Consider the following 20,244-nt stretch of genomic DNA (forward strand, 5'->3'; position numbering starts at 1 on the left):
TACATATCTCAGCAGTGTGGCGAACCCGGAATTCCGGCGCCGGGCCTTGATCCAGGTGCTGTGGATAAGTGGCTGATCTGGGGACTTATCCACAGGGTGGGCGGAAAATCGTGGTTTTTGGGGGATTGGGGGGAGTGAGGGGGTTTTCGTGGAGGTGTAGCTAATTGGACCACGCTAATGCGAGTAATCACTCCGGGGAGAAATTGTGTTGGCCGTACAAGCGTGGTCCAACTAGCTACCAAACCGAAGAACTCAAACAGCACCCACCCCGAACCCCGGACCGAGCTAGAGCGATAGCGCCCCACTCAGTAGCCCCCACGTGCCAGCAGCCGCAGCAACCACGATCACTACGACAACACACCATTCAAAGGCGTTGAATACCCGCTCATTAGCCTGAACCCGGGTCAGCACATAGGGAATCAGACCCGGCACCACGGCCATCGCTCCGAAGAGCACGTATTGGGGTTCCGCAGCGTAGAAGAGCCAGAGTGAATACACCACGGCCACCAGGCCCACAAGCAGGTGTTTCCGATTGTCCCGGGGCGCAACTTCCGGCCCGGAGTCATCAAAACGTTTGCCAGCATGCGGGTGGCTCACCCCACGGCCCCGGACTGCCAGCAGCACCAGATAGAGGGCGGAGAAGAAGTAGGGGACCAGGTAGAGCACGGTGGCCAGCTGCACCATGGAGGTGTAGGCCGTTTCATTGAGGAAGAAGAGGATGACCGTGGCCTGGATGACGATGGTGGAGATCAGCTGTGCCATCCAGGGGGCGCCAGCTGCATTCACAGCACCGACCTTGCGTGGCAGCAGCCCATCAAAAGCCATCAGGGCGATCGGCTCAGCACACAGCATCTGCCAGGAAACGTAGGCGCCCAACACGGAGAGACACAGTCCCAGCGAGATCAGCGCGCCACCCCAGGGGCCAACCACTGCTTCCAGTACTGCAGCCATGGAGTTATCTCCCAGCGCAGCCAATTCTGACTGGGTGAGCACACCATAAGACAGGGTTGCGATGGTCACCAGGAGCACCAGCACCGTCAGAAAACCAATCACGGTGGCCCGACCGACATCACGACGGGTGCGGGCCTGCTTGGAGTAGACGCTGGCACCCTCAATTCCGATGAACACCCAGACGGTGAAGAGCATGGTGCCCTTGAGCTGCTCAAAAACAGATCCGACGGAACCAGAAGAACCCCAGAAGTCGAAGGTGAATTTATCCCAGGAAAAGCCCAGGAAAGCCACCAGCACAATAAAGGCCAGGAGCGGCAGGAGCTTAGCGATGGTCGTAATCGTGGTCAGGAAGGCCGCCTGCTTCACGCCCCGGGCCAGCACGGCAAAAATCAGCCAGGTCAACAGGGAAACCGCGACTGCTGACACCAGCCGGTTCTCGGCGGAGAAGAAGGGGATGTAGTAGCCGAGGGTGGAGAAGAAGAGGGTGGCGTAACCGACCTGGGCGATCACTGAGCCGAGCCAGTACCCCCAGGCTGAGGTGAAGCCGATGTAATCACCGAGACCGGCGCGGACGTAGGAGTAGACACCTGAATCCAGGTGCGGTTTTCTTTGGGCGAGTATCTGGAAGACGAAGGCCACGGAAAGCATGCCGATGCCGGCGATGACCCAGCCGATCAGCATGGCGCCGGGCGCGGAGACGGAACCCATGTTCTGGGGGAGCGCGAAAATTCCGGCGCCGATGGTCGAACCCAGGATCAGGGCGACCAGGGTCCACATCGAGACCTTGGTGGAGGAGGATGTGCTATTCACCGTTGCAATAATAAACGATGGGTGCTCACCCATGAAATTATCGGGCCTAAGCGCTCTAAGATGTAGGACATGACTGTTCTGCTTCTCGACGCCCGCTGGCCAACGATGATCCCGGTCGATGCCCTTGCCGCGCTTTCCGGCCTGCTCAGCTACACCGAGGAGGTCCCAATTCCGGTGCGCTGGCACCTCGGGGATCTGGTGCGTGAGGGGGAGGGCCAGGATGTGCTGGTCAGCACCAACCCACGCTCTGCGGAGGTTCAGGCCCGTTTGGAGAGGGGGGAACTATGTTTTCGTGCCCCCAGCCTGGCGGACCCGGTGGGGGAGGCTGTCTCGGTGATGGAGCAGGCCTGTTCCAGAGGAGAATGGGAGTCCTCCCAGACGCATCGCTCTCTGATTCCCTACCTCCGGGAGGAGAGTGATGAGTTCGTGGAGGCCATCGGGCAGTGGGAGGCCGGCCAGGTGGGGGAGGAAGAACTGCTCCGTGAGCTTGGAGATGTCCTTCTCCAGGTCCTCTTCCACGCTGAGATAGCCGCCCGCCGCGGTGCCTTCAACTTCAGTGATGTGGCCGCCAGTTTCGTGACCAAGATGCGCTCCCGATCGCCCTATTTCTTCGACGGGAGCGTAGGGCCGGTGTCCCGGGAAGAGCAGGATGAGGCCTGGGCGGCAGGGAAGCGTCGCGAAATGGAGTTGCCGCAGGCGGGGATAAGCGAAAAACCCGACCCGCAGTAGCGGATCGGGCTTCGGGCAGACTCTATTTAGAGTGCGCGGGAGGACAGGCTGTCAAGGATGCCTGCGAAATCGGAGGATCCCAGAGCCGGGTCCTGGATGACCAGATCGCAGCCCAGTGCCTTATCGGCGACGGAGTTTGCGATCTGAGCCTGGAACAGGCCGACGAAGGGGACGCCGCCGAGGAGGGTGCCCAGCGCGTCCTGGTTGAGTTCGCGGATGTTGGTGGCCAGTTCGTTGCGGGTGGTGGTGGCGGTGGCGTGGTCAGACTCGTAGGCCCCGACCGTCTTAATGCCGGTGTCGACCTGCTCGCAGGACAGGTTGGCCAGGATGTTGTCTAGGACGTTGCCATCCTGTGCGGCTGCATTCGGGGCAACAATGGCGCCGAGGGCGATGGCGGATGCGGCAGCGGTGATGCCAATGCGACGAAGCTTCATGATGTTCTCCCTTAAAGAATCAATGGTGATCTGGAATACAGGATAAAACTTTAGGATACTTCTGTGTCGGATGTGGGCCAGTGGGGGGGAAATAAGAGTCTCTCAGCCTTTTCTTGCTCTCAGGGCTGGTGTTTAGCGCCTGCCTTTTGAGAGCCTGAGAGCCTTCTCTCCGGATGCGGGTACTGGCGGGGGTGCCGCTAAGATCGGTGCCCATGGGTTCTGGGTTTAGAAAGGCAATGGGCTGCGGTTGCGGTTCGGTTCTCGCCGTCATCATGGTCATCGCCTTCGTCGGGTGGGCACTTTCCTTCGTTGAAGGGGCCCGTCCGGTTCGCCAGCTCGCCCCCATTCCGGCTGATGTGCCACCGCTGGCAGGGGAGGCGGTTCCGATTATCGACGTCCAGACTCCCGGACGTACCTCGGACAAATTGGCCTTCTGGTCGGAACCGATCGCAGCGGACACTGGCATTCCGGCGCAGGCACTGCGCGCTTATGGCAATGCCACGCTGATTGCGGCGGATTCCTGGCCGGAGTGCAACCTGAACTGGACCACCCTGGCTGGTATCGGCTACGTCGAGACGCGTCACGGCACCTACTCCGGCAAGATCTTCGGCGGCAGTCAGCTCAATGAGCAGGGCATGGTTGATCCGCCGATCATCGGCATTCCGCTTGATGGTTCTCCGGGTGTGGCGGAGATCCGGGACACCGATAAGGGCGAGCTGGACGGGGACACCGAATTTGACCGTGCCGTCGGCCCGATGCAGTTCATCCCGGAGTCATTCGCCCGCTACGGCCGAGATGCCAATGGTGACGGGGTCACGGACCCCAATCAGATTGATGATGCCGCACTCTCGGCGGCGAACCTGCTCTGCGAGGGGCGTGACCTGGCCACTCCGGAGGGGTGGGCCGAGGCGGTGCGTTCCTACAATATGAGCGATGAATACCTGATAAATGTCCGGGATGCCGCCAATTCCTATGCGCTGCGTCAGCCAGCGGTCTGAGCTGAGCGTTCTAGCTCACACTCGGGGGCAGTTATCGGAGGAAGATCCATTCGGATGGGGGCATTATGGCCGACAATCCGGACTGTTTCATGCCACAATGGCTGTGACTGCGTGAGGTGCTACCCAAAAGTGGAGTATCTCCGCGTGACTCATCACCCTGCTCAATATTTTGAAGTGGCATAGGAGAAACACTGTGGCTGACATCATTCACGTTTTTGCTCGCGAGATCATGGATTCCCGTGGCAACCCGACCGTCGAGGCTGAGGTCTTCCTGGACGACGGCTCCCACGGCGCCGCTGGCGTGCCCTCCGGCGCGTCGACCGGTGTCCACGAGGCTCATGAGCTGCGTGACGGTGGGGATCGCTACCTGGGCAAGGGTGTCCTGAAGGCTGTCGAGAACGTCAACGAGGAGATCTCTGATGATCTCGCCGGCTTCGAGGCTGATGATCAGCGCCTGATCGACCAGGCCATGATCGCTCTGGACGGCACCGACAACAAGTCCCGCCTGGGTGCCAACGCCATCCTGGGTGTCTCCATGGCCGTGGCCAAGGCTGCCGCCGATTCCGCCGGCCTGCCGCTCTACCGCTACATCGGTGGCCCGAACGCCCACACCCTGCCGGTTCCGATGATGAACATCCTCAACGGTGGTGCGCACGCTGACTCCGGGGTGGATGTCCAGGAGTTCATGATCGCCCCGATCGGTGCCGAGACCTTCGCTGAGGCACTGCAGCAGGGTGCCGAGGTCTACCACTCCCTGAAGGCGGTTCTGAAGGAGAAGGGGCTGTCCACCGGTCTGGGCGATGAGGGCGGCTTCGCTCCCTCCGTCGATTCCACCCGCGCAGCCCTGGACCTGATCCTCGAAGCCATCGAGAAGGCCGGCTACAAGGCGGGCGAAGACATCGCCCTAGCCCTGGACGTCGCTTCCTCCGAGTTCTTCAAGGACGGCAAGTACCACTTCGAGGGTGGCGAGCACACCGCCGAGGAGATGTCCAAGGTTTACGAGGAGCTCGTCAGCGAGTACCCGATCGTCTCCATCGAGGATCCTCTGCAGGAGGATGACTGGGAGGGTTATGTCGCCCTGACCGCCTCCATCGGCGACAAGGTTCAGCTGGTCGGCGATGACCTCTTCGTCACCAACCCGAAGCGTCTGGCTGAGGGCATCGAGAAGAAGGCCGGTAACTCCATCCTGGTCAAGGTCAACCAGATCGGTACCCTGACCGAGACCTTCGACGCTGTCGAGATGGCTCACCGCGCAGGCTACACCTCCATGATGTCCCACCGTTCCGGTGAGACTGAGGACACCATCATCGCCGATCTGGCTGTCGCTCTGAACTGTGGCCAGATCAAGACTGGTGCCCCGGCCCGTTCCGAGCGTGTGGCCAAGTACAACCAGCTGCTGCGCATCGAGCAGGAGCTCGGCACTGGCGCTGTTTACGCTGGTCGTTCCGCTTTCCCGCGTTTCAAGGCTTAATTGTCTCTGAAGCCACCTTGTGAATTCCACCCCACCCTGAGAGTCCTCGGGTGGGGTGGAGTGCTTTCAGGCTAAACTCGATAATCTATGGCGAAGGATTCACGGAGCTCGAAAAAACGGTCAGTGCCGGTTTCGAGCCGTAAGGCAGCTGGGGCTCCCCGGCAGAAGCTCAGGAAGCAGAAGGCGAAGCTCGGCGCCTTCGAGATCGGCATTCTCGTTTCCGTGGCCCTGGTGGTGCTGCTGATCATCGCGGTGCCGCTGCGCAACTATTTCCAGCAGCGTTCCGAGATCGCCCGTCTGACGGAGTCGATCGCGATGAAGCAGCTGGAGAAGGAACGTCTGCAGAGCGAGATCGAGGACTACCGCTCCGATGCTTATGTACGTGAGCAGGCCCGTCAACGGCTCGGGGTGATCGCGCAGGGGGAGACTGCTTATCGCATCATTGATCCGCGGATGGACCAGGATTCCTCGGTCACCAGTGATTCAGATGCGGAAGATCTGGAACGCACCTGGTACGAGATCCTGTGGACCTCGATCTCGGAGCCGGAGATGCTCATCGAGGAAGATGCGGAAAACGAGATCGACACCCGTATGCCGATCGAGCCGGGGACTGAAACTCTGCCGGAGAATGTGCCGGAGGCACCCGTCCAGTAACACCTTTGGGGCACTCGTGAGATAATGGGGCCCATGAGTGTTTCTGATGCAGATCTCGCAGCCGTAGCCGATCAGCTGGGTCGCGAGCCCCGTGGTGTGCTGGAGGTTTCCTACCGTTCGCCTGATGGCGCACCCGGCGTGGTCAAAACTGCCCCGAAGTTGCCTGATGGCACGCCTTTCCCCACTTTGTACTACCTGACCGATCCGCGTCTGACCTCTGAGGCTTCCCGTCTTGAGGTCGCCCACGTCATGAAGTGGATGAGCGAACGCCTCAGCAATGATGAGGAGCTGCAGGCCGACTACCGTCGGGCCCATGAGCACTACCTCGCCGAGCGCAACAAGATCGAGGATCTGGGCACCGATTTCTCCGGTGGTGGTATGCCGGACCGTGTCAAGTGTCTGCACGTGCTGATCGCCTACGCCCTGGCTGAGGGGCCGGATCATTTCCAGTTGGGCAAGGAAGCGGTGGCCATGGCCGCCGACCACGGCAAGCTGCGGGGCACCGCGATTCCCACGGATTGGCCGACCACCGAGGAACTGGGCATCGACCTGGACCAGTTCGATTTCTCCAACGCGGAGGTCCCCCGATGACCCGGGTCGCAGCGGTCGACTGCGGCACCAACTCCATCCGCCTGTTGATCTGTGAGATCGCCGGGGAGGACATCGTTGAACTCCACCGCACCATGGAGATCGTCCGCCTGGGCAAAGGGGTGGACGCCACCGGTGAGCTCGACCCTGCCGCTTTGGAGCGGACCCGCGCGGCCCTCACCCGTTTCGTGGAGATCATGGAGTTCGAGGAGGTCGTCGATGTTCGCATGGTAGCGACCTCGGCCACCCGTGATGCCTCTAACCGGGATGATTTCTTCTCCATGACCGCGGAGCTGCTGGGACGGATCCGCCTCGGCGCGATTGCCGAGGTCATCAGTGGTGAAGAGGAAGCGATGCTCTCTTTCCGGGGTGCGGTCGCCGACCTTGACCCTGAGGAGGGCCCTTTCTGCGTCATTGACCTGGGCGGTGGTTCGACTGAGTTCATCGTCGGTAAGAGCGACGGCACCATCCTTGGTTCGCATTCGGCACAGCTCGGCTGCGTGCGTGTCACTGAGCGCATCATGCGTTCGGATCCGCCGACCGAGACCGAGATCGAGATCGCCGAGGATTATATCGCCGAGCAGCTCTCCCGCGTGGAGGTCATAGTCCCGATCGCGGATGCCCGAACCTTTGTCGGTTGCGCCGGCACCTTCACCACGCTCTCTGCCCTGGCACAGGGGCTGGAGGTTTATGATGCGGCGGCTATCCACGGCTCTGAGCTGCGTTTCGACGCCTTGAAGGTCCTGGCCCGGGAGGTCGTCGCGGAGCCCGCCACACAGCGTGCTCAGCATCCGGTGATCCATCAGGGCCGCGCCGATGTGCTCGGCGGTGGCGCCACCATCGTCCGTGGCATCGTGGAGATGATTGAGCGCAACACTAATGTGGAATGCTTCACCATCTCGGAGAAGGACATTCTCGACGGCATCATCGCGGGCCTGGTGGATAAAGTACAGGCCGCTGAAAACTCTGACTCCCCGAGGAGTTAGAATATCTGGCAGAGCTGCGGACAAACTCAGCTCTGTGCAGGCCCCTATAGCCCAATTGGCAGAGGCAGCTGACTTAAAATCAGCACAGTGTGGGTTCGAGTCCCACTGGGGGCACAAGTGAGCAGCAGGAATACCGGTGGGCGTGACTCCGGATAAAGTCTGCGACTCCAGGGTTAGACGGCCCCTTTTGTGGGACTGGCGGATCTTGGCATAAATCAGGGATATCACGGGGCCCAATAGTCGGAGTGCCCCTTCCTTCCAGACCTTATCTAGCATGGGTTAGAGGATGACCGAGGTCTCCCCATTTCACTGCTTGAGCGGATCACCTTTGGAAGGGAATGATCATGCCTGAACAGATTGCCCCCAATGTCCTGTCATGGGCGTCCATCCTGGACGACACCACCAGGGAGCAGGCTCTCGCCTTGGCCGAGCTGCCTTTCATAAGCCCACATATCGCCCTTATGCCTGATGCCCATGCAGGTAAGGGCAGTGCGGTTGGCACGGTGATACCCACTCAAGGGGCGGTCATCCCGGCCGCCGTGGGTGTGGACATCGGCTGCGGCATGATCGCGGCACTGACCCGCTACCGGGTAGCCGATCTCAGTCGCATTGACCTAATTGAGCTGCGGGATCAGATTGAGCGTTCCATCCCACTCTCCCCGGGCAATTACAATCGCAGGATTCACCATGATCACACCGCTGCCCGGGTGGCTGAACTTGAGGGGTTGGCCGCTCAGGACAGTGTTGATCTCTCGCATTCCCCGAAATGGCGGGAGCAGCTCGGTAGTCTCGGCGGTGGCAACCATTTCATTGAGCTTTGCCTGGATGAACAGGAGCGGGTCTGGTGTTTCCTGCACTCCGGAAGCCGGGGAGTGGGCAATAAGATCGCCCAGAAGCACATCAAGATCGCCCAGAAGTACTGCCAGGAGCGCAATATCCAGCTCCGGGATCGGGATCATGCCTACCTGGGTGAGGGCACCCCTGAGTTCTCTCAATATCTGGCGGAGCTGCACTGGGCCCAGCTCTTCGCCAAACTCAACCGTGATGAGATGATGGACCGTTTCATCGCTCAACTTGCCAGACTCCTGGGGGATGAGGTTGAAGAGGTGGAGATGGAGCGGGTGAACACCCACCACAACTACACCGAGCAGGTGAATATCGGGCAGCAGCAGGTGTGGTTGACCAGGAAGGGCGCGATCAATGCGGAGGAAGGCAAGCTCGGGTTGATTCCCGGCAGCATGGGAACCCGTTCCTATGTTGTGCGCGGTAGGGGAAACCCGGCGGCTCTGCACTCCGCACCGCATGGTGCGGGACGGGTCATGTCGCGTACCCAGGCCAAGAAGCAGTTCACCGCAGCTGACCTGGAGAAGCGCATGGGTGGTATTGTTTATCGCCCCGGGGCCGCCTGGGTGGATGAGATTCCCGACGCCTATAAACCGATTGACCAGGTGATGGCAGATGCCGCTGAGCTGGTGGAAGTGCTTCATGAGCTGCGTCAGGTGCTGAATGTGAAGGGGACCTGACCCTCCCGGCTCTATAACGAACGGGTGAAGATTACCGTCGGCCAGCACAATTCCCTCAGCGGTGGCGTTAGCGTGGAGGCGTACATTCAATCAATCGAGAGGAACACAATAATGGGACTCGGCGACAAGATGAAGAATGCTGCTGAAAACGTAAGTGGTAAGGCCAAGGAAACCACCGGTAAGGCGACTGACAATGAGCGCCTTGAGGCTGACGGCAAGGGTGACCAGGCCAAGGCGAAGATCAAGGAGGGCGTCGAAGACGCCAAGGACAAGCTCGGCGGCAACTAGCCTCTGAGTCCCTCAACCCCCGCACCAGCATGGGTGCGGGGGTTCTTTCATGCGTTGAACTCGCTGAGCTCCCCGCTGCCACCGAAGAGCCAGGCGATCACGATGGAACCGGGATCCACCACGCCCTTGGCGGCCTCACCCACATAGGCGGCCCGCCCCCGCTTGGCATCCAGCTCCGCGGTACCACGCGCCCCCTCAGCGGCAGCTTCGAAGCACGACGAAAGCAGCTTTTCGACGTCCCCGCCGCCGACCTCGGCGGCCCGCTCGGCTGCGGGGGAGAGGGCGTCGACAAGCGTGCGATCACCCACCTGCGCACCACCCAGCTCGGTGACGGCCTCCAGTGCCTGGGACAGACCTTCAGCCAGGTCCTCAGCGGCGGCGAGTTCCCGGAAGATGGTGCCGAGGATGGCGCCGGAGGTGCCGCCGGCGCGGATCAGGAAACGTTGGGAGAGGAACTCAAGGACCTCTGCGTTGCTGCCCCGCAGCGGGAGTTCGAGATCACCCAGGGCGGCCGACATATTGGCACCGAAGTCACCGTCACCGGCCTTGCGGTCCAGCTCCGAGAGATCGTCGATGGCCCCCTGGACCCGGCTGAGGAAGCCGCTGAGCCAGTTGTTCTCCTCCCCCTCAGGAAGAGTCTCCTCATGACGGATCCGGGCTGGGGCGTGGCTTTGGGGTCGTCCCAGTTTCGGCCAGGCGGGGGCTTCGGTGGGATCATCATAAAGTTCGGTGAGTTCCGGGGTGGTCCGGGAAATGGTGATGCTGACACCGCTCATATTCACCGCGGTGACGAAATTACCGACCAGGCTGCGCATCACCTTCACCTTGCGTCCCTCCAATTGCTCGAGCAGCTCCCGGAAGATCAGGTTGAGTTCCAGCAGGGTGGTTCCCCCGAGCCCGTTGACCACGCAGACCACCTCCTCCCCGGTGTTCAGCTCCAGGGAAGGAAGGATGCGGTCAAGCATTTCCTCGACCATCTCCCGGGCACTGCCCGCTTCACTGCGCCCTGTGCCACGTTCGCCGTGGATGCCCACGCCGATCTCCATCTCACCCTCAGGGAGATCGAAGGTGGGGCGTGCCGCGGTGGGGAGGTGCCCCGGGGCTAAGGCGACCGCCATGCTGCGGGAATGGTGGGCCACCCAATTACCCATGTCGGTGACCCGCTCGAGGGAGTGACCGCGGGCAGCCGCGGCCCCGCAGATCTTCTCCACCAGAATGGTGGCACCGGTGCCACGTCGGCCCGGGCCATCCTCATCCTCGGTGGCCACGTCGTCGTCGACAAGCACCTGCCGGGTCTCAACCTCCCCGGTCAGAGCCTGCCGGGATACCCGGAAGTTCAGCACATCACCGGTGTAGTTCTTCACCACCTGCACCACCCCGGCACCGCCGTTGGCATACCGGGTAGCCTCGGTGATCTGGATGGCGTTGGGGGAGGTGAACATATGGCCTGGGACGGCGGCGTCGAGCATGCCGGCACCGATGAAACCGGCGTGCAGGGGCTCATGGCCGGAACCACCACCTGAGATCACCGCCACCCTTTCGTTGGTGGGGGAGCGGCGGGAAATGAATCCGGCCTCATTCCACACAGCGTCCGGATGGGCGGCGATCAGGCCACCGAGAGCTTCAGGAAGGAAGTCCTCGGGATCATTGTGGAAGGTGGGCAAGGATTTTTCCCGCGTCTTGTTCCGCGTTTCAGAGGCCGACATGCCACCAGGATAGGCAGATTTCATAAAGTCGCGGAAGACGGGAACTTAGTGCACCATTGAAACGTTAGAAGAATGTAAGAACTTCACTCGATGAGAAAGGACCGGGGTTAGACGTGCGAAGCAGCAACCCTGTACTGAATTCACTCACCAACTCCGGGGGCAAGGCCCGGCGCGGTGCCATGCAGCAGGGTTACCAGGACCCCTATGCAGGTTATGGCGCCCCGGCCGTCTCCAATGAACGCCCCATGACCGTGGATGATGTGGTCACCAAGACCGGCATCACCTTGGCTGTCATCGTCGCTTTCGCTGTGGTCACCTTCGGCATCTCCATCATCAACCCGGGCGCGGCTCTCCTGCTCGGTGCTGTCGGTGCCATCGGTGGTCTGATCACCGTTCTGGTGGCCACCTTCGGCAAGAAGATGGATTCCGCCCCGGTCACCCTTATCTACGCCGGCTTTGAAGGTCTTTTCGTCGGTGCCATCTCCATCCTCTTCACCGGCTGGTCCATTGGTAACTCCGATGCCGGTGTGATGATCATTCAGGCGATCATGGGCACCCTGGGTGTGTTCCTGGGCATGCTCTTCGTCTACAAGACCGGTGCTGTCAAGGTCACCCCGAAGTTCACCCGCATCCTCACCGCCTGCATGGTCGGTGTCTTGGTGCTGGTCGTCGGTAACCTGCTGCTCTCCCTGTTTACCGGGATGAGCCCGCTGCGTGATGGTGGCCCCCTGGCCATCGTCTTCTCCCTGGTCTGCATCGGCCTGGCGGCGATGAGCTTCCTCCAGGACTTCGATGTGGCGGACCGTATGATCCGCGCTGGCGCCCCGGCCAAGGCTGCCTGGGGTATCGCCCTCGGCCTGGCCGTCACCCTGGTCTGGCTCTACACTGAGATCCTGCGTCTGCTGAGCTACTTCCAGAACCGCTAGCCCAGCTCCTTCAAACCCCCGTTGCCAAAGCGCAGCGGGGGTTTTATGTTTCGGCTCCTGGTTCGGCTCCCTGGTCTTGGATTCGAGTGGTCGGCAAGGGGGCGCAGGAAGTTGCGGGGAAAAGAAAACCGCGTTCACCCCTCTCGAGGAGGGGGTGAACGCGGTGGGAAGTTTCATTCCCGCGGAGCATGGGGACCCCGCAAGAGGGAAACCTTAAGGGTTGACGACCTGACCGTCGACGGAGATCGCGGAGAAAACCAGTCCCTGGACACCGGAGATCGGGGCGGTGAGAACGATGTCGATCTCTTCCTCGGTGGTGGTCTCGCCGGTGGCGGCATCCACGGTCTCACGGGTGCCGGTGCCGGTGGCCTCATCGGCCTCCCACTTGTCCCACTCGATCTCGACCAGCAGGTCGGAGGAGTCCGCACAGTTCAGGGTCACGGTCTCCGGGGTCTGTGCCGGGGCGGCGACACAGTCGATGAAGGAGGGGGCGTCCGCGGCAGCCTCAACTGCGGTGGTGGCCGCGGCGGTGGTGGCGGTGCCGGTAGCGGCGGCAGTGGTGGTGCCGGTGGCTGCCTGAGCCTGGAACTCGGTGGCGGTCTCGACCTTCAGGTCGGAGGGGTTCTCCAGCGAGGGGCTACAGGCGGTGATGGCCAGGCCCGCGAGGGCGACGATACCGGCGGCAGCGGAGGTGCGGATGAAGGAGGACTTCATGATTCCTAGTTTTCCTTAGTTAGCGGATCGGGGAGTGGCAGCCTTTGCGGAGTCATAGGGCTCCGCGGAGACGATGGTCACGCTGATGGTCTTGCCGTTGGGGGCGGCGTACTCGCGGGTCTCACCCTCCTGAGCGCCCAGGACGGCGGCACCCAGCGGGGACTGCTCGGAGTAGGTCTCGAGGTCCTTGTTCTCCGAGGCGGCGGCACGGGTACCGATCAGGAAGGTTTCCTTCTCGTCCTGGTTGCCGTTGTAGTACACATGCACCACGGAACCGACCACGGCGACACCCTCGACCACACTGGTGCGCTCGGTGGTGGCATTCGCCAGCACCTCGGAGATCTGCTTGATGCGGGCTTCTTCCTGGTCCTGCATCTCGCGGGCGGCGTCATAGCCGGCGTTTTCCTTGAGGTCACCTTCCTCACGACGCTCGTTGATCTCGGCGGCGACGATCGGGCGGCGGGCGATCAGCTCGTTGAGCTCGGCCTCCAGCTTGGCCTTGGTCTCCGGGGTGATGTACTGCTTTTGCGCATCTGCCATGCGATAAACCTTCCCTGGTTTCGGCGTGGACCCCAGGTAGGGACCACTGCCACCACGTTTATTGGCCACGCCGACCGTTAACAAGGCTATCGCCCCGATTCGGTGCTACCGCTGGTGCGGTTTCCTCGGCGGGGCGGGTAATTGCCTGGATGTCTTATGATCGACGTGTGTTTTAAGGGGAATTCTAACACAGCGGCATCTCACTCATAGGGGGGCCGCCGGGATCGGCCCTCATCCTTCCCGGATTCCCGGCCAGGCGCCCTCCGTAGTCCCTTCCCTATAGATTAAGGAAGGAGGGGACGGAGGTGGAGCAGCCGTAGACGCTGCCCGAGACCGGGACATCCCAGGTGGGAATGAGAACCTCCCTGCGTTCCATGTCCTCCCCGCCGGCGGGCAGCAGGATTTCACGACGCCCGACCTCGGCCATGGCGTAGTTGATGGCGGTGACGATGCAGTAGGCGGGTTCGGCGGGATCCTCGCGGACAATATCGACCCAGAGCCTCATGGTGTTGTCGTCCACCCGCTCGAAACTCGTCATGGAGGCCGTGACCTCCACCGACTGACGGTTGTTTATGTACTGGGCGATGAGGATCACCGCGGCGATCAGGCCAGCCACGAGCAGCACTGCGATGACTTTCCCACCGATACCGGAGGGCTTGGCCGGGGTCCGGTCCGTCCCATATCGAGATGTGGGGCGATGAATGTCCGGGCTGCTCATGCTGGTCCTTCTCAAAGCGCGTTAAGGGGGTGTTTTTCCCGTGGTCTACTGCCACATCCTAGCTGACCCCTTTCCGCCCAACTTCCCGGGAGGGCTAGGATCGTGGGGAGAGGATCGACCCAGTGGACGGAAGGACAAGAAACCTTGAGCGGACTGCGCCTATTGGCGATTCACGCACACCCTGATGATGAATCTTCGAAGGGGGCGGCCACCATGGCCCGCTACTCTGCGGAGGGCAATCAGGTCATGGTGTTGACCTGTACCGGCGGTGAGCGTGGTGACATTCTCAACCCGGCGATGGAGAAGCCCGGGGTGCTGGAGAATCTGCCCGCGGTGCGTCGGGAGGAAATGGCCCAGGCCGCCGATGCCCTGGGCGTTGAGCATGTCTGGTTGGGGTATGAGGACTCCGGTCTGCCCCAGGGAGATCCCCTGCCGCCGTTGCCGGAAGGCTGCTTCGCGGTTCAGGATCCCCGTGACATCGCCCGCGACATGGTCCAGGTGATCCGTGACTTCAAGCCGCATGTGATCATCACCTATGACGAGAACGGTGGTTATCCGCACCCGGATCACCTCATGGTGCATGAGGCATCCATGATCGCCTGGGAAAAGGCAGGGGAGGAGGGTTTCGCCCCTGACCGTGGCGAGCCCTGGACCCCGCTGAAGCTCTACTACACCCACGGGTTCATCAAGCAGCGCATGCAGCTCTTCCACGATCTGCTGATCCGAGAGGGCAGGACCAGCCCCTATTCGCCGATGCTGGAGCGTTGGGAGCGCAACCGGGCGGACATCATGGCCCGGGTGACCACCCAGGTGGAGTGTGCGCAGTACTTCGAGAACCGTGAGGGAGCACTCCGGGCACATGCCACGCAGATTGACCCGGCGGGTGCGTTTTTTGGAACTCCGGTGGAGGTGCAGCGTAAACTGTGGCCGACGGAGGAATTCGAGCTCGCCAAGACCAGGGTGACCACCTCCCTCCCCGAGGATGACCTCTTCGCCGGGATCAGCCCGGAGTAGAGGAGCCCGGTTAAGCTCCGAACCTGGTCGGCGGTGTGGATCCCACCGCAGCCCGATGATTTAGGAAGTGCAAGCAGTGATTCTCGAGAGTCTCAACACCCTCAACTACGCGGCCACCACGGTGGTTCTCGCGCAACAGCAGCAGGGCGGACCGCTGGGTCCGGAGTTCGGTAAGGCATCCCCGATCGGTTGGCTGGTCATCGTCGCCAGTATGGCTGCGATCCTCTTCCTGGGCTGGCGTTTCCATCGCCGTTTCAGTCGTTATAACCGCCGCCTGCTCTTTGCTCAGGAGCATGGTCTGGATGTCTTTGATGAGGCGGCCGTGGATCAGGCGATGGCTGAGGCGGGGGTACTGGACCGTCGCAAGAAGTCCTGGCTCTAGCCAGAATCATTTTTTCCTGTTATCATGCATGTCATGTTCGTATGGCGATTTTATTTTGGTGAGGCTCCGGGAGCATGCCTCACCATCTCGCCTGCGCGCCCATAGATAGCAGCGCTAAAGCGAACACCCCCGGAGCCTCAAGCAGCACTCCACCGAAACGGTGGGAGGGCTGCTTTTTTGTTTCCCCCAGGATTGCAACAACCCCGCGATATCCGATCCCAGACTGCTTCCACCAACAGTTACTTCCCAAGAAGTATTTCCCAGAAAGGCTCATCTGCGACATGAGTTCCCCGGTTTCCCTCCAGAACGCTGCATCCACCTCCAATAAGCGGGTACGTGCCTTCCATGCCCTGCCCAGCCCGGCCCAGCTGCTGGCCGAGATGCCGCTGAGTGAGGATCAGGCCACCAAGGTTGAGCGTGACCGCCAGGACATCGCCGATATCTTCGCCGGTGAGGATGATCGCCTCGTCGTCGTGGTCGGCCCCTGCTCCATCCATGACCCGGCGGCCGCCCTGGACTATGCCAACCGTCTGGCCCCGCTGGCCAAGCGTCTCGACAGTGACCTGAAGGTCGTCATGCGTGTCTACTTTGAGAAGCCGCGCACCACCGTCGGATGGAAGGGTCTGATCAATGACCCGCATTTGAACGAGACCTACGATGTCGCTCACGGCCTGGAGCTGGCGCGCAAGGTGCTCACCGACGTGGTCAACCTGGACCTGCCGGTCGGTTGCGAGTTCCTCGAGCCCAATAGCCCGCAGTACTACGCGGACACCGTTGCCTGGGGTGCCATCGGCGCCCGCACCACCGAGTCCCAGGTCCACCGTCAGCTGGCCTCCGGCATGTCCATGCCCATCGGCTTCAAGAACGGCACCGACGGCAATGTCCAGGTTGCGGTGGATGCGGTGCAGGCGGCGCAGAGCCCGCACTTCTTCTTCGGCACCTCCGATGAGGGCAACCCCTCCGTGGTCGAGACCGCCGGCAATGAGAACTGCCACATCATCCTCCGTGGTGGTACCAGCGGCCCGAACCATGATGCGGAGTCCGTGGCGGCTGCGAAGGCGGCCGCAGGTGAGGGATCACGGCTGATGATCGACGCCTCCCACGCCAACTCCGATAAGGATCATGTCCGCCAGGCCGGTGTTGTCCGGGAGATCGCTGAGCAGATCACTGCCGGTGATGCGGGTATCGCAGGTGTCATGATCGAGTCCTTCCTGGTCGGCGGCGCCCAGAAGCTGGATCCGGCGAAGCTGAAGATCAACGGCGGGGAGGGTCTGGTCTACGGCCAGTCCGTCACCGACAAGTGCATCGACATCGACACCACCGTTGACCTGCTCGGCGAGCTGGCCTCGGCGGTACGCGCCCGTCGTGAAGCAGCTGCCCAGGTCTGAATCGGCGCTGCGACAGAAGGGGACTTGCTTCCCCCGGCTTTTAGGGGGGCGCTAGACTGTGACCTGTGAATCTCCTTCCGCGTCTGCTCTACCCGTTATATGAAGCTCGCCTGCGCCGTGAGCTAAAGGGTTGTGCGCAGCCGAAGCACATTGCGATCATGTGTGATGGGAACCGCCGCTGGGCGCGGGAAGCCGGTTTCGCCGATATCAGCCATGGCCACCGTGTGGGGGCCAGGAAGATCGGCGAGGTCGTCGGCTGGGCCCGGGAGGCCGGGGTGGAGCTGGTCACGGTTTACCTGCTCTCCACCGAGAACCTGTCCCGGGAAAGCTCCGAGCTGGAGTTGCTCTATGACATCATCATCGATGTCGTGGCGGAGCTGGCCCACGGCCCCAATGACTGTAGAGTGCGGCTGGTCGGCCATCTGGATCTGCTGCCTGATGAGGTGGCCAAACGGCTGCGGGAGGCGGCTGCGGGAACCGATGAGACCTCAAATATCGCGGTCAATATTGCGGTGGGCTATGGCGGCCGGCAGGAGATTGTCGACGCCGTGCATGCCCTCATCGATGATGAGGCTGCGGCCGACACCAGCATCGCGGAGCTGAAAGAGAAGGTGAGCATTGACTCCCTCTCCAGGCATCTCTACACCTCAGGGCAGCCGGACCCGGATCTGGTGATCCGAACCTCAGGGGAGCAGCGTCTCTCGGGTTTCCTGCTCTGGCAGTCCGCCTACTCGGAGATCTGGTTCACCGACACCTACTGGCCGGCTTTCCGGCGCATTGATTTCCTCCGCGCGCTGCGGGAATTCTCCCAGCGCTCCCGCCGTTTCGGTAAATAGCGCCCCCCGCCCTGCTTCACGACGCCCCCCTTGATGCCCGGGGGAGGGCTCAGATCTTGCGCATCCGCACGCGCTGCACCAGATGATCGGCACCCTTGGTCAGGACCAGGGAAGCACGCACCCTGGTGGGCAGAATATTCTCCACCAGGTTGGGCAGGTTGATGGACTGCCAGATCTCGCGGGCCTCCGTCCGGGCCCGGACCTCACTGAGGTCGGCGAAATGGGAGAAGTGGGCACCGGGTTCCTTGAATGCGGTACGCCGCAGGTGCAGGAATCTTTCGATGTACCAGTGTTCGATGACCTCGGTGCGGGCATCCACGTAGACACTGAAGTCGAAGAGATCGCTGACCATGAGGGTGGGGCCGGTCTGCAGCACATTCAACCCCTCGACGATGAGGATGTCGGGTTGGCGGATGACCTGCACCTCCTCGGTGCGGTCATAGCGGATGTGGGAGTAGACGGGGGCCCCGACCTCGGCCTTTCCGGATTTCACATCGGTGACAAAGCGCAGCAGGGCGCGCTGGTCATAGGATTCGGGGAATCCCTTGCGCTGCATGAGACGGCGTTCGCGCAGTTCGGCGGCAGGGTAGAGGAAACCATCCGTGGTGACCAGGTCCACCCTGGGGTGGGAGTCCCAGCGTTGCAGCAGCACCTGGAGCAGTCGGGAGGTGGTGGATTTGCCCACCGCGACGGATCCGGCGACCCCGATGATGAAGGGGACTGGTCCGGTGGGCCCACCGAGGAAGGTTTCGGTGGCCTGGGTCAGGCGCTGCCGGGCCCGCACCTGGAGGTGGATGAGTCGGCTCAGGGGGAGATAAACCTCGGCGACCTCATCCAGGTTGATGTTGTCGCCCAAGGCGCGAAGCTCGAAGAGCTCGGCCTCGGTGAGCACCTGGGGCATGGATTTACGGAGTTCATGCCAGGAGGTGCGGTCGAAGTCGAGATAGGGACTGCTGTCTTGGGGACGCGCCATGGATTCCATTGTGCACCCTCAGGCTTTCCTCCTGATGATTCGGGGGGTGGCTCACCCAAAGACCATGCCGATCGGGTTGCTGGTATTCGGGGGTGGTGGAGGAGCTAAAAAGCTCTGAAATACAGAGGAGTGTACTGTGCGCCGCTAAACTATCTCTCTGTATGTCGTCCCCGCCGGAAGCCTCTGCCCGGGGACCCCCACCGGACGTGGTCCACCAAATGCGAAAGGCACAGCATCTGACATGACAGACGCACAGCACAATGACGGCCTACACAACCTTCCCCTGGATCAGCTTGATCCGGACGTGTACGGCGCCATCCTGGGTGAGCTCGCCCGCCAGCGCGACACCCTCGAGATGATCGCCTCCGAGAACTTTGTTCCCCGTGCCGTACTGCAGGCACAGGGATCGGTCCTGACCAACAAGTACGCCGAGGGTTACCCGGGCCGCCGTTACTACGGTGGTTGCGAGAACGTCGACATCGTCGAGAACCTGGCCCGGGATCGCGCGAAGTCCCTCTTCGGTGCCGAATTCTCCAACGTTCAACCGCACTCCGGTGCCCAGGCCAACGCTGCGGTCCTGATGACCCTGGCCAACCCGGGTGACAAGATCATGGGCCTCTCCCTGGATCATGGTGGTCACCTGACCCACGGCATGAAGCTGAACTTCTCCGGCAAGCTCTATGAGGTCAGCGCCTACGGTGTCGACAAGGACACCATGCGTCTGGACATGGACAAGGTTCGGGAACAGGCCATCGCCGCGAAGCCGCAGGTTCTGATCGCCGGCTGGTCCGCCTACCCGCGTCACCAGGATTTTGAGGCATTCCGTTCCATCGCTGATGAGGTTGGCGCAAAGCTGTGGGTCGACATGGCCCACTTCGCCGGCCTGGTCGCCGCCGGTCTGCACCCCAGCCCGGTACCGCATGCTGATGTCGTGTCCTCCACCGTCCACAAGACCCTGGGTGGCCCGCGTTCCGGCCTGATCCTCGCCAAGCAGGAGTACGCCAAGAAGCTGAACTCCTCCGTCTTCCCGGGCCAGCAGGGTGGTCCCCTGATGCATGCGGTTGCCGCCAAGGCCATCGCCTTCAAGATCGCCGCCACCGAGGAGTTCAAGCTGCGCCAGGAGCGCACCCTCGAGGGCGCCCGCATCCTCGCGGAGCGCCTGACCGCCAAGGACGTCGCCGATGCCGGCATCACCGTCCTGACCGGTGGCACCGATGTTCACCTGGTCATGGTCGACCTCCGCAACTCCGCACTCGACGGCCAGCAGGGTGAGGACCTCCTCCATGAGGTCGGCATCACCGTCAACCGCAATGCCATCCCCTTCGACCCGCGTCCGCCGATGATCGGTTCCGGCCTACGCATCGGCACCTCCGCACTGGCCTCCCGTGGCCTGGATACCGCAGCCTTCACCGAGGTCGCTGATATCATCGCCACCGCTCTGACCCAGGGCCAGTCCGCTGACACCGAGGCGCTCTTTGCCCGGGCAACCAAGGTTGCTGCGCAGTTCCCGCTCTACGAGGGCATGGAGGAGTGGAAGCTGCTCTAAGCTTCCCCCTGATCCCCACGCACTAAAGGGCCCCGTCACCTTCAAGGTGACGGGGCCCTTCGCCATGCC

General features: G+C 62.0%; 21 protein-coding genes and 1 tRNA gene. 15 read left to right on the forward strand and 7 right to left on the reverse strand.

Translation table 11 applies throughout. The annotated features are described in order from the left end of the window. Nucleotides 1-285: 285 nt before the first annotated feature. Nucleotides 286-1,794 (reverse strand): amino acid permease, encoded by a 1,509-nt coding sequence (locus COCCU_RS04520; protein WP_156230426.1) that lies wholly within the window; start codon nucleotides 1,792-1,794, stop codon nucleotides 286-288. Nucleotides 1,795-1,830: 36 nt separating this feature from the next. Between COCCU_RS04520 and COCCU_RS04525 the strand changes: the two genes are divergently transcribed. Further along, entirely contained in the window at nucleotides 1,831-2,490 is a 660-nt protein-coding gene (locus tag COCCU_RS04525; RefSeq protein WP_156230427.1) for a MazG nucleotide pyrophosphohydrolase domain-containing protein, read from the forward strand. 26 nt (nucleotides 2,491-2,516) lie between these two features. Here COCCU_RS04525 and COCCU_RS04530 read toward each other — a convergent pair whose 3' ends face one another. Next, nucleotides 2,517-2,924, reverse strand: a complete 408-nt coding sequence (locus tag COCCU_RS04530; protein WP_156230428.1) for a hypothetical protein — start codon at nucleotides 2,922-2,924, stop codon at nucleotides 2,517-2,519. A 212-nt stretch (nucleotides 2,925-3,136) separates the two neighbouring features. Between COCCU_RS04530 and COCCU_RS04535 the strand changes: the two genes are divergently transcribed. From COCCU_RS04535 to COCCU_RS04570, 8 genes are all read left to right on the forward strand, one after another. Beyond that, the gene (locus tag COCCU_RS04535; protein ID WP_231598861.1) at nucleotides 3,137-3,922 is read left to right on the forward strand and encodes a lytic transglycosylase domain-containing protein; all 786 of its coding nucleotides are present in this window, start codon (nucleotides 3,137-3,139) and stop codon (nucleotides 3,920-3,922) included. Between the two features lie 193 nt (nucleotides 3,923-4,115). Next, nucleotides 4,116-5,393: a phosphopyruvate hydratase gene (eno, locus tag COCCU_RS04540; protein WP_156230429.1), complete on the forward strand. Its 1,278-nt coding sequence runs from the start codon at nucleotides 4,116-4,118 to the stop codon at nucleotides 5,391-5,393. 123 nt (nucleotides 5,394-5,516) lie between these two features. After that, the gene (locus COCCU_RS04545; protein WP_231598862.1) at nucleotides 5,517-6,047 is read left to right on the forward strand and encodes a septum formation initiator family protein; all 531 of its coding nucleotides are present in this window, start codon (nucleotides 5,517-5,519) and stop codon (nucleotides 6,045-6,047) included. A 33-nt stretch (nucleotides 6,048-6,080) separates the two neighbouring features. Beyond that, nucleotides 6,081-6,638, forward strand: a complete 558-nt coding sequence (locus COCCU_RS04550; protein ID WP_156230431.1) for a DUF501 domain-containing protein — start codon at nucleotides 6,081-6,083, stop codon at nucleotides 6,636-6,638. Continuing rightward, entirely contained in the window at nucleotides 6,635-7,621 is a 987-nt protein-coding gene (locus COCCU_RS04555; protein ID WP_156230432.1) for a Ppx/GppA phosphatase family protein, read from the forward strand. Before COCCU_RS04550 ends, COCCU_RS04555 begins: the two co-directional genes overlap by 4 nt. 40 nt (nucleotides 7,622-7,661) lie before the next feature. Further along, nucleotides 7,662-7,735 (forward strand) — tRNA-Leu (locus tag COCCU_RS04560). Between the two features lie 230 nt (nucleotides 7,736-7,965). Beyond that, nucleotides 7,966-9,144 (forward strand): RtcB family protein, encoded by a 1,179-nt coding sequence (locus tag COCCU_RS04565; protein ID WP_156230433.1) that lies wholly within the window; start codon nucleotides 7,966-7,968, stop codon nucleotides 9,142-9,144. A gap of 111 nt (nucleotides 9,145-9,255) precedes the next feature. Then, nucleotides 9,256-9,432, forward strand: a complete 177-nt coding sequence (locus COCCU_RS04570) for a CsbD family protein (protein WP_156230434.1) — start codon at nucleotides 9,256-9,258, stop codon at nucleotides 9,430-9,432. A gap of 47 nt (nucleotides 9,433-9,479) precedes the next feature. On the opposite strand, the gene COCCU_RS04575 is transcribed toward COCCU_RS04570, so the two are convergent. Further along, nucleotides 9,480-11,138 carry a dihydroxyacetone kinase family protein gene (locus COCCU_RS04575; RefSeq protein ID WP_156230435.1) on the reverse strand — a complete coding sequence of 553 codons (1,659 nt, stop codon included), beginning with the start codon at nucleotides 11,136-11,138 and terminating at the stop codon, nucleotides 9,480-9,482. Nucleotides 11,139-11,251: 113 nt separating this feature from the next. Between COCCU_RS04575 and COCCU_RS04580 the strand changes: the two genes are divergently transcribed. Continuing rightward, nucleotides 11,252-12,064 carry a Bax inhibitor-1/YccA family protein gene (locus COCCU_RS04580; RefSeq protein WP_197088435.1) on the forward strand — a complete coding sequence of 271 codons (813 nt, stop codon included), beginning with the start codon at nucleotides 11,252-11,254 and terminating at the stop codon, nucleotides 12,062-12,064. A 213-nt stretch (nucleotides 12,065-12,277) separates the two neighbouring features. On the opposite strand, the gene COCCU_RS04585 is transcribed toward COCCU_RS04580, so the two are convergent. From COCCU_RS04585 to COCCU_RS04595, 3 genes are all read right to left on the reverse strand, one after another. Then, on the reverse strand, nucleotides 12,278-12,778 hold the full coding sequence (locus COCCU_RS04585) for a hypothetical protein (RefSeq protein WP_156230436.1): 501 nt from the start codon (nucleotides 12,776-12,778) through the stop codon (nucleotides 12,278-12,280). Nucleotides 12,779-12,793: 15 nt separating this feature from the next. Continuing rightward, nucleotides 12,794-13,318, reverse strand: a complete 525-nt coding sequence (greA, locus tag COCCU_RS04590; RefSeq protein WP_156230437.1) for a transcription elongation factor GreA — start codon at nucleotides 13,316-13,318, stop codon at nucleotides 12,794-12,796. 277 nt (nucleotides 13,319-13,595) lie between these two features. After that, nucleotides 13,596-14,036, reverse strand: a complete 441-nt coding sequence (locus COCCU_RS04595) for a DUF4307 domain-containing protein (RefSeq protein ID WP_156230438.1) — start codon at nucleotides 14,034-14,036, stop codon at nucleotides 13,596-13,598. 144 nt (nucleotides 14,037-14,180) lie between these two features. Between COCCU_RS04595 and mca the strand changes: the two genes are divergently transcribed. The 4 genes from mca to COCCU_RS04615 all read left to right on the forward strand — a co-directional run bounded on the left by mca (nucleotide 14,181) and on the right by COCCU_RS04615 (nucleotide 17,656). Further along, a complete protein-coding gene (gene mca, locus COCCU_RS04600; RefSeq protein ID WP_156230439.1) occupies nucleotides 14,181-15,050 on the forward strand; it encodes a mycothiol conjugate amidase Mca in 870 nt (289 codons plus the stop codon). Nucleotides 15,051-15,126: 76 nt separating this feature from the next. After that, the gene (locus tag COCCU_RS04605) at nucleotides 15,127-15,432 is read left to right on the forward strand and encodes a hypothetical protein (RefSeq protein ID WP_231598863.1); all 306 of its coding nucleotides are present in this window, start codon (nucleotides 15,127-15,129) and stop codon (nucleotides 15,430-15,432) included. Between the two features lie 281 nt (nucleotides 15,433-15,713). Further along, nucleotides 15,714-16,820: a 3-deoxy-7-phosphoheptulonate synthase gene (locus COCCU_RS04610; RefSeq protein WP_156230440.1), complete on the forward strand. Its 1,107-nt coding sequence runs from the start codon at nucleotides 15,714-15,716 to the stop codon at nucleotides 16,818-16,820. Nucleotides 16,821-16,885: 65 nt separating this feature from the next. Next, on the forward strand, nucleotides 16,886-17,656 hold the full coding sequence (locus COCCU_RS04615; RefSeq protein WP_156230441.1) for an isoprenyl transferase: 771 nt from the start codon (nucleotides 16,886-16,888) through the stop codon (nucleotides 17,654-17,656). Between the two features lie 49 nt (nucleotides 17,657-17,705). On the opposite strand, the gene coaA is transcribed toward COCCU_RS04615, so the two are convergent. After that, entirely contained in the window at nucleotides 17,706-18,629 is a 924-nt protein-coding gene (gene coaA, locus COCCU_RS04620; RefSeq protein ID WP_197088436.1) for a type I pantothenate kinase, read from the reverse strand. A gap of 241 nt (nucleotides 18,630-18,870) precedes the next feature. Between coaA and glyA the strand changes: the two genes are divergently transcribed. After that, complete coding sequence (gene glyA / locus COCCU_RS04625) at nucleotides 18,871-20,175, forward strand: serine hydroxymethyltransferase (protein WP_156230443.1); 1,305 nt, start codon at nucleotides 18,871-18,873, stop codon at nucleotides 20,173-20,175. Nucleotides 20,176-20,244 lie beyond the last annotated feature (69 nt).

It is taken from the genome of Corynebacterium occultum (assembly GCF_009734425.1).
GTDB classification, from domain to species: Bacteria; Actinomycetota; Actinomycetes; order Mycobacteriales; family Mycobacteriaceae; genus Corynebacterium; species Corynebacterium occultum.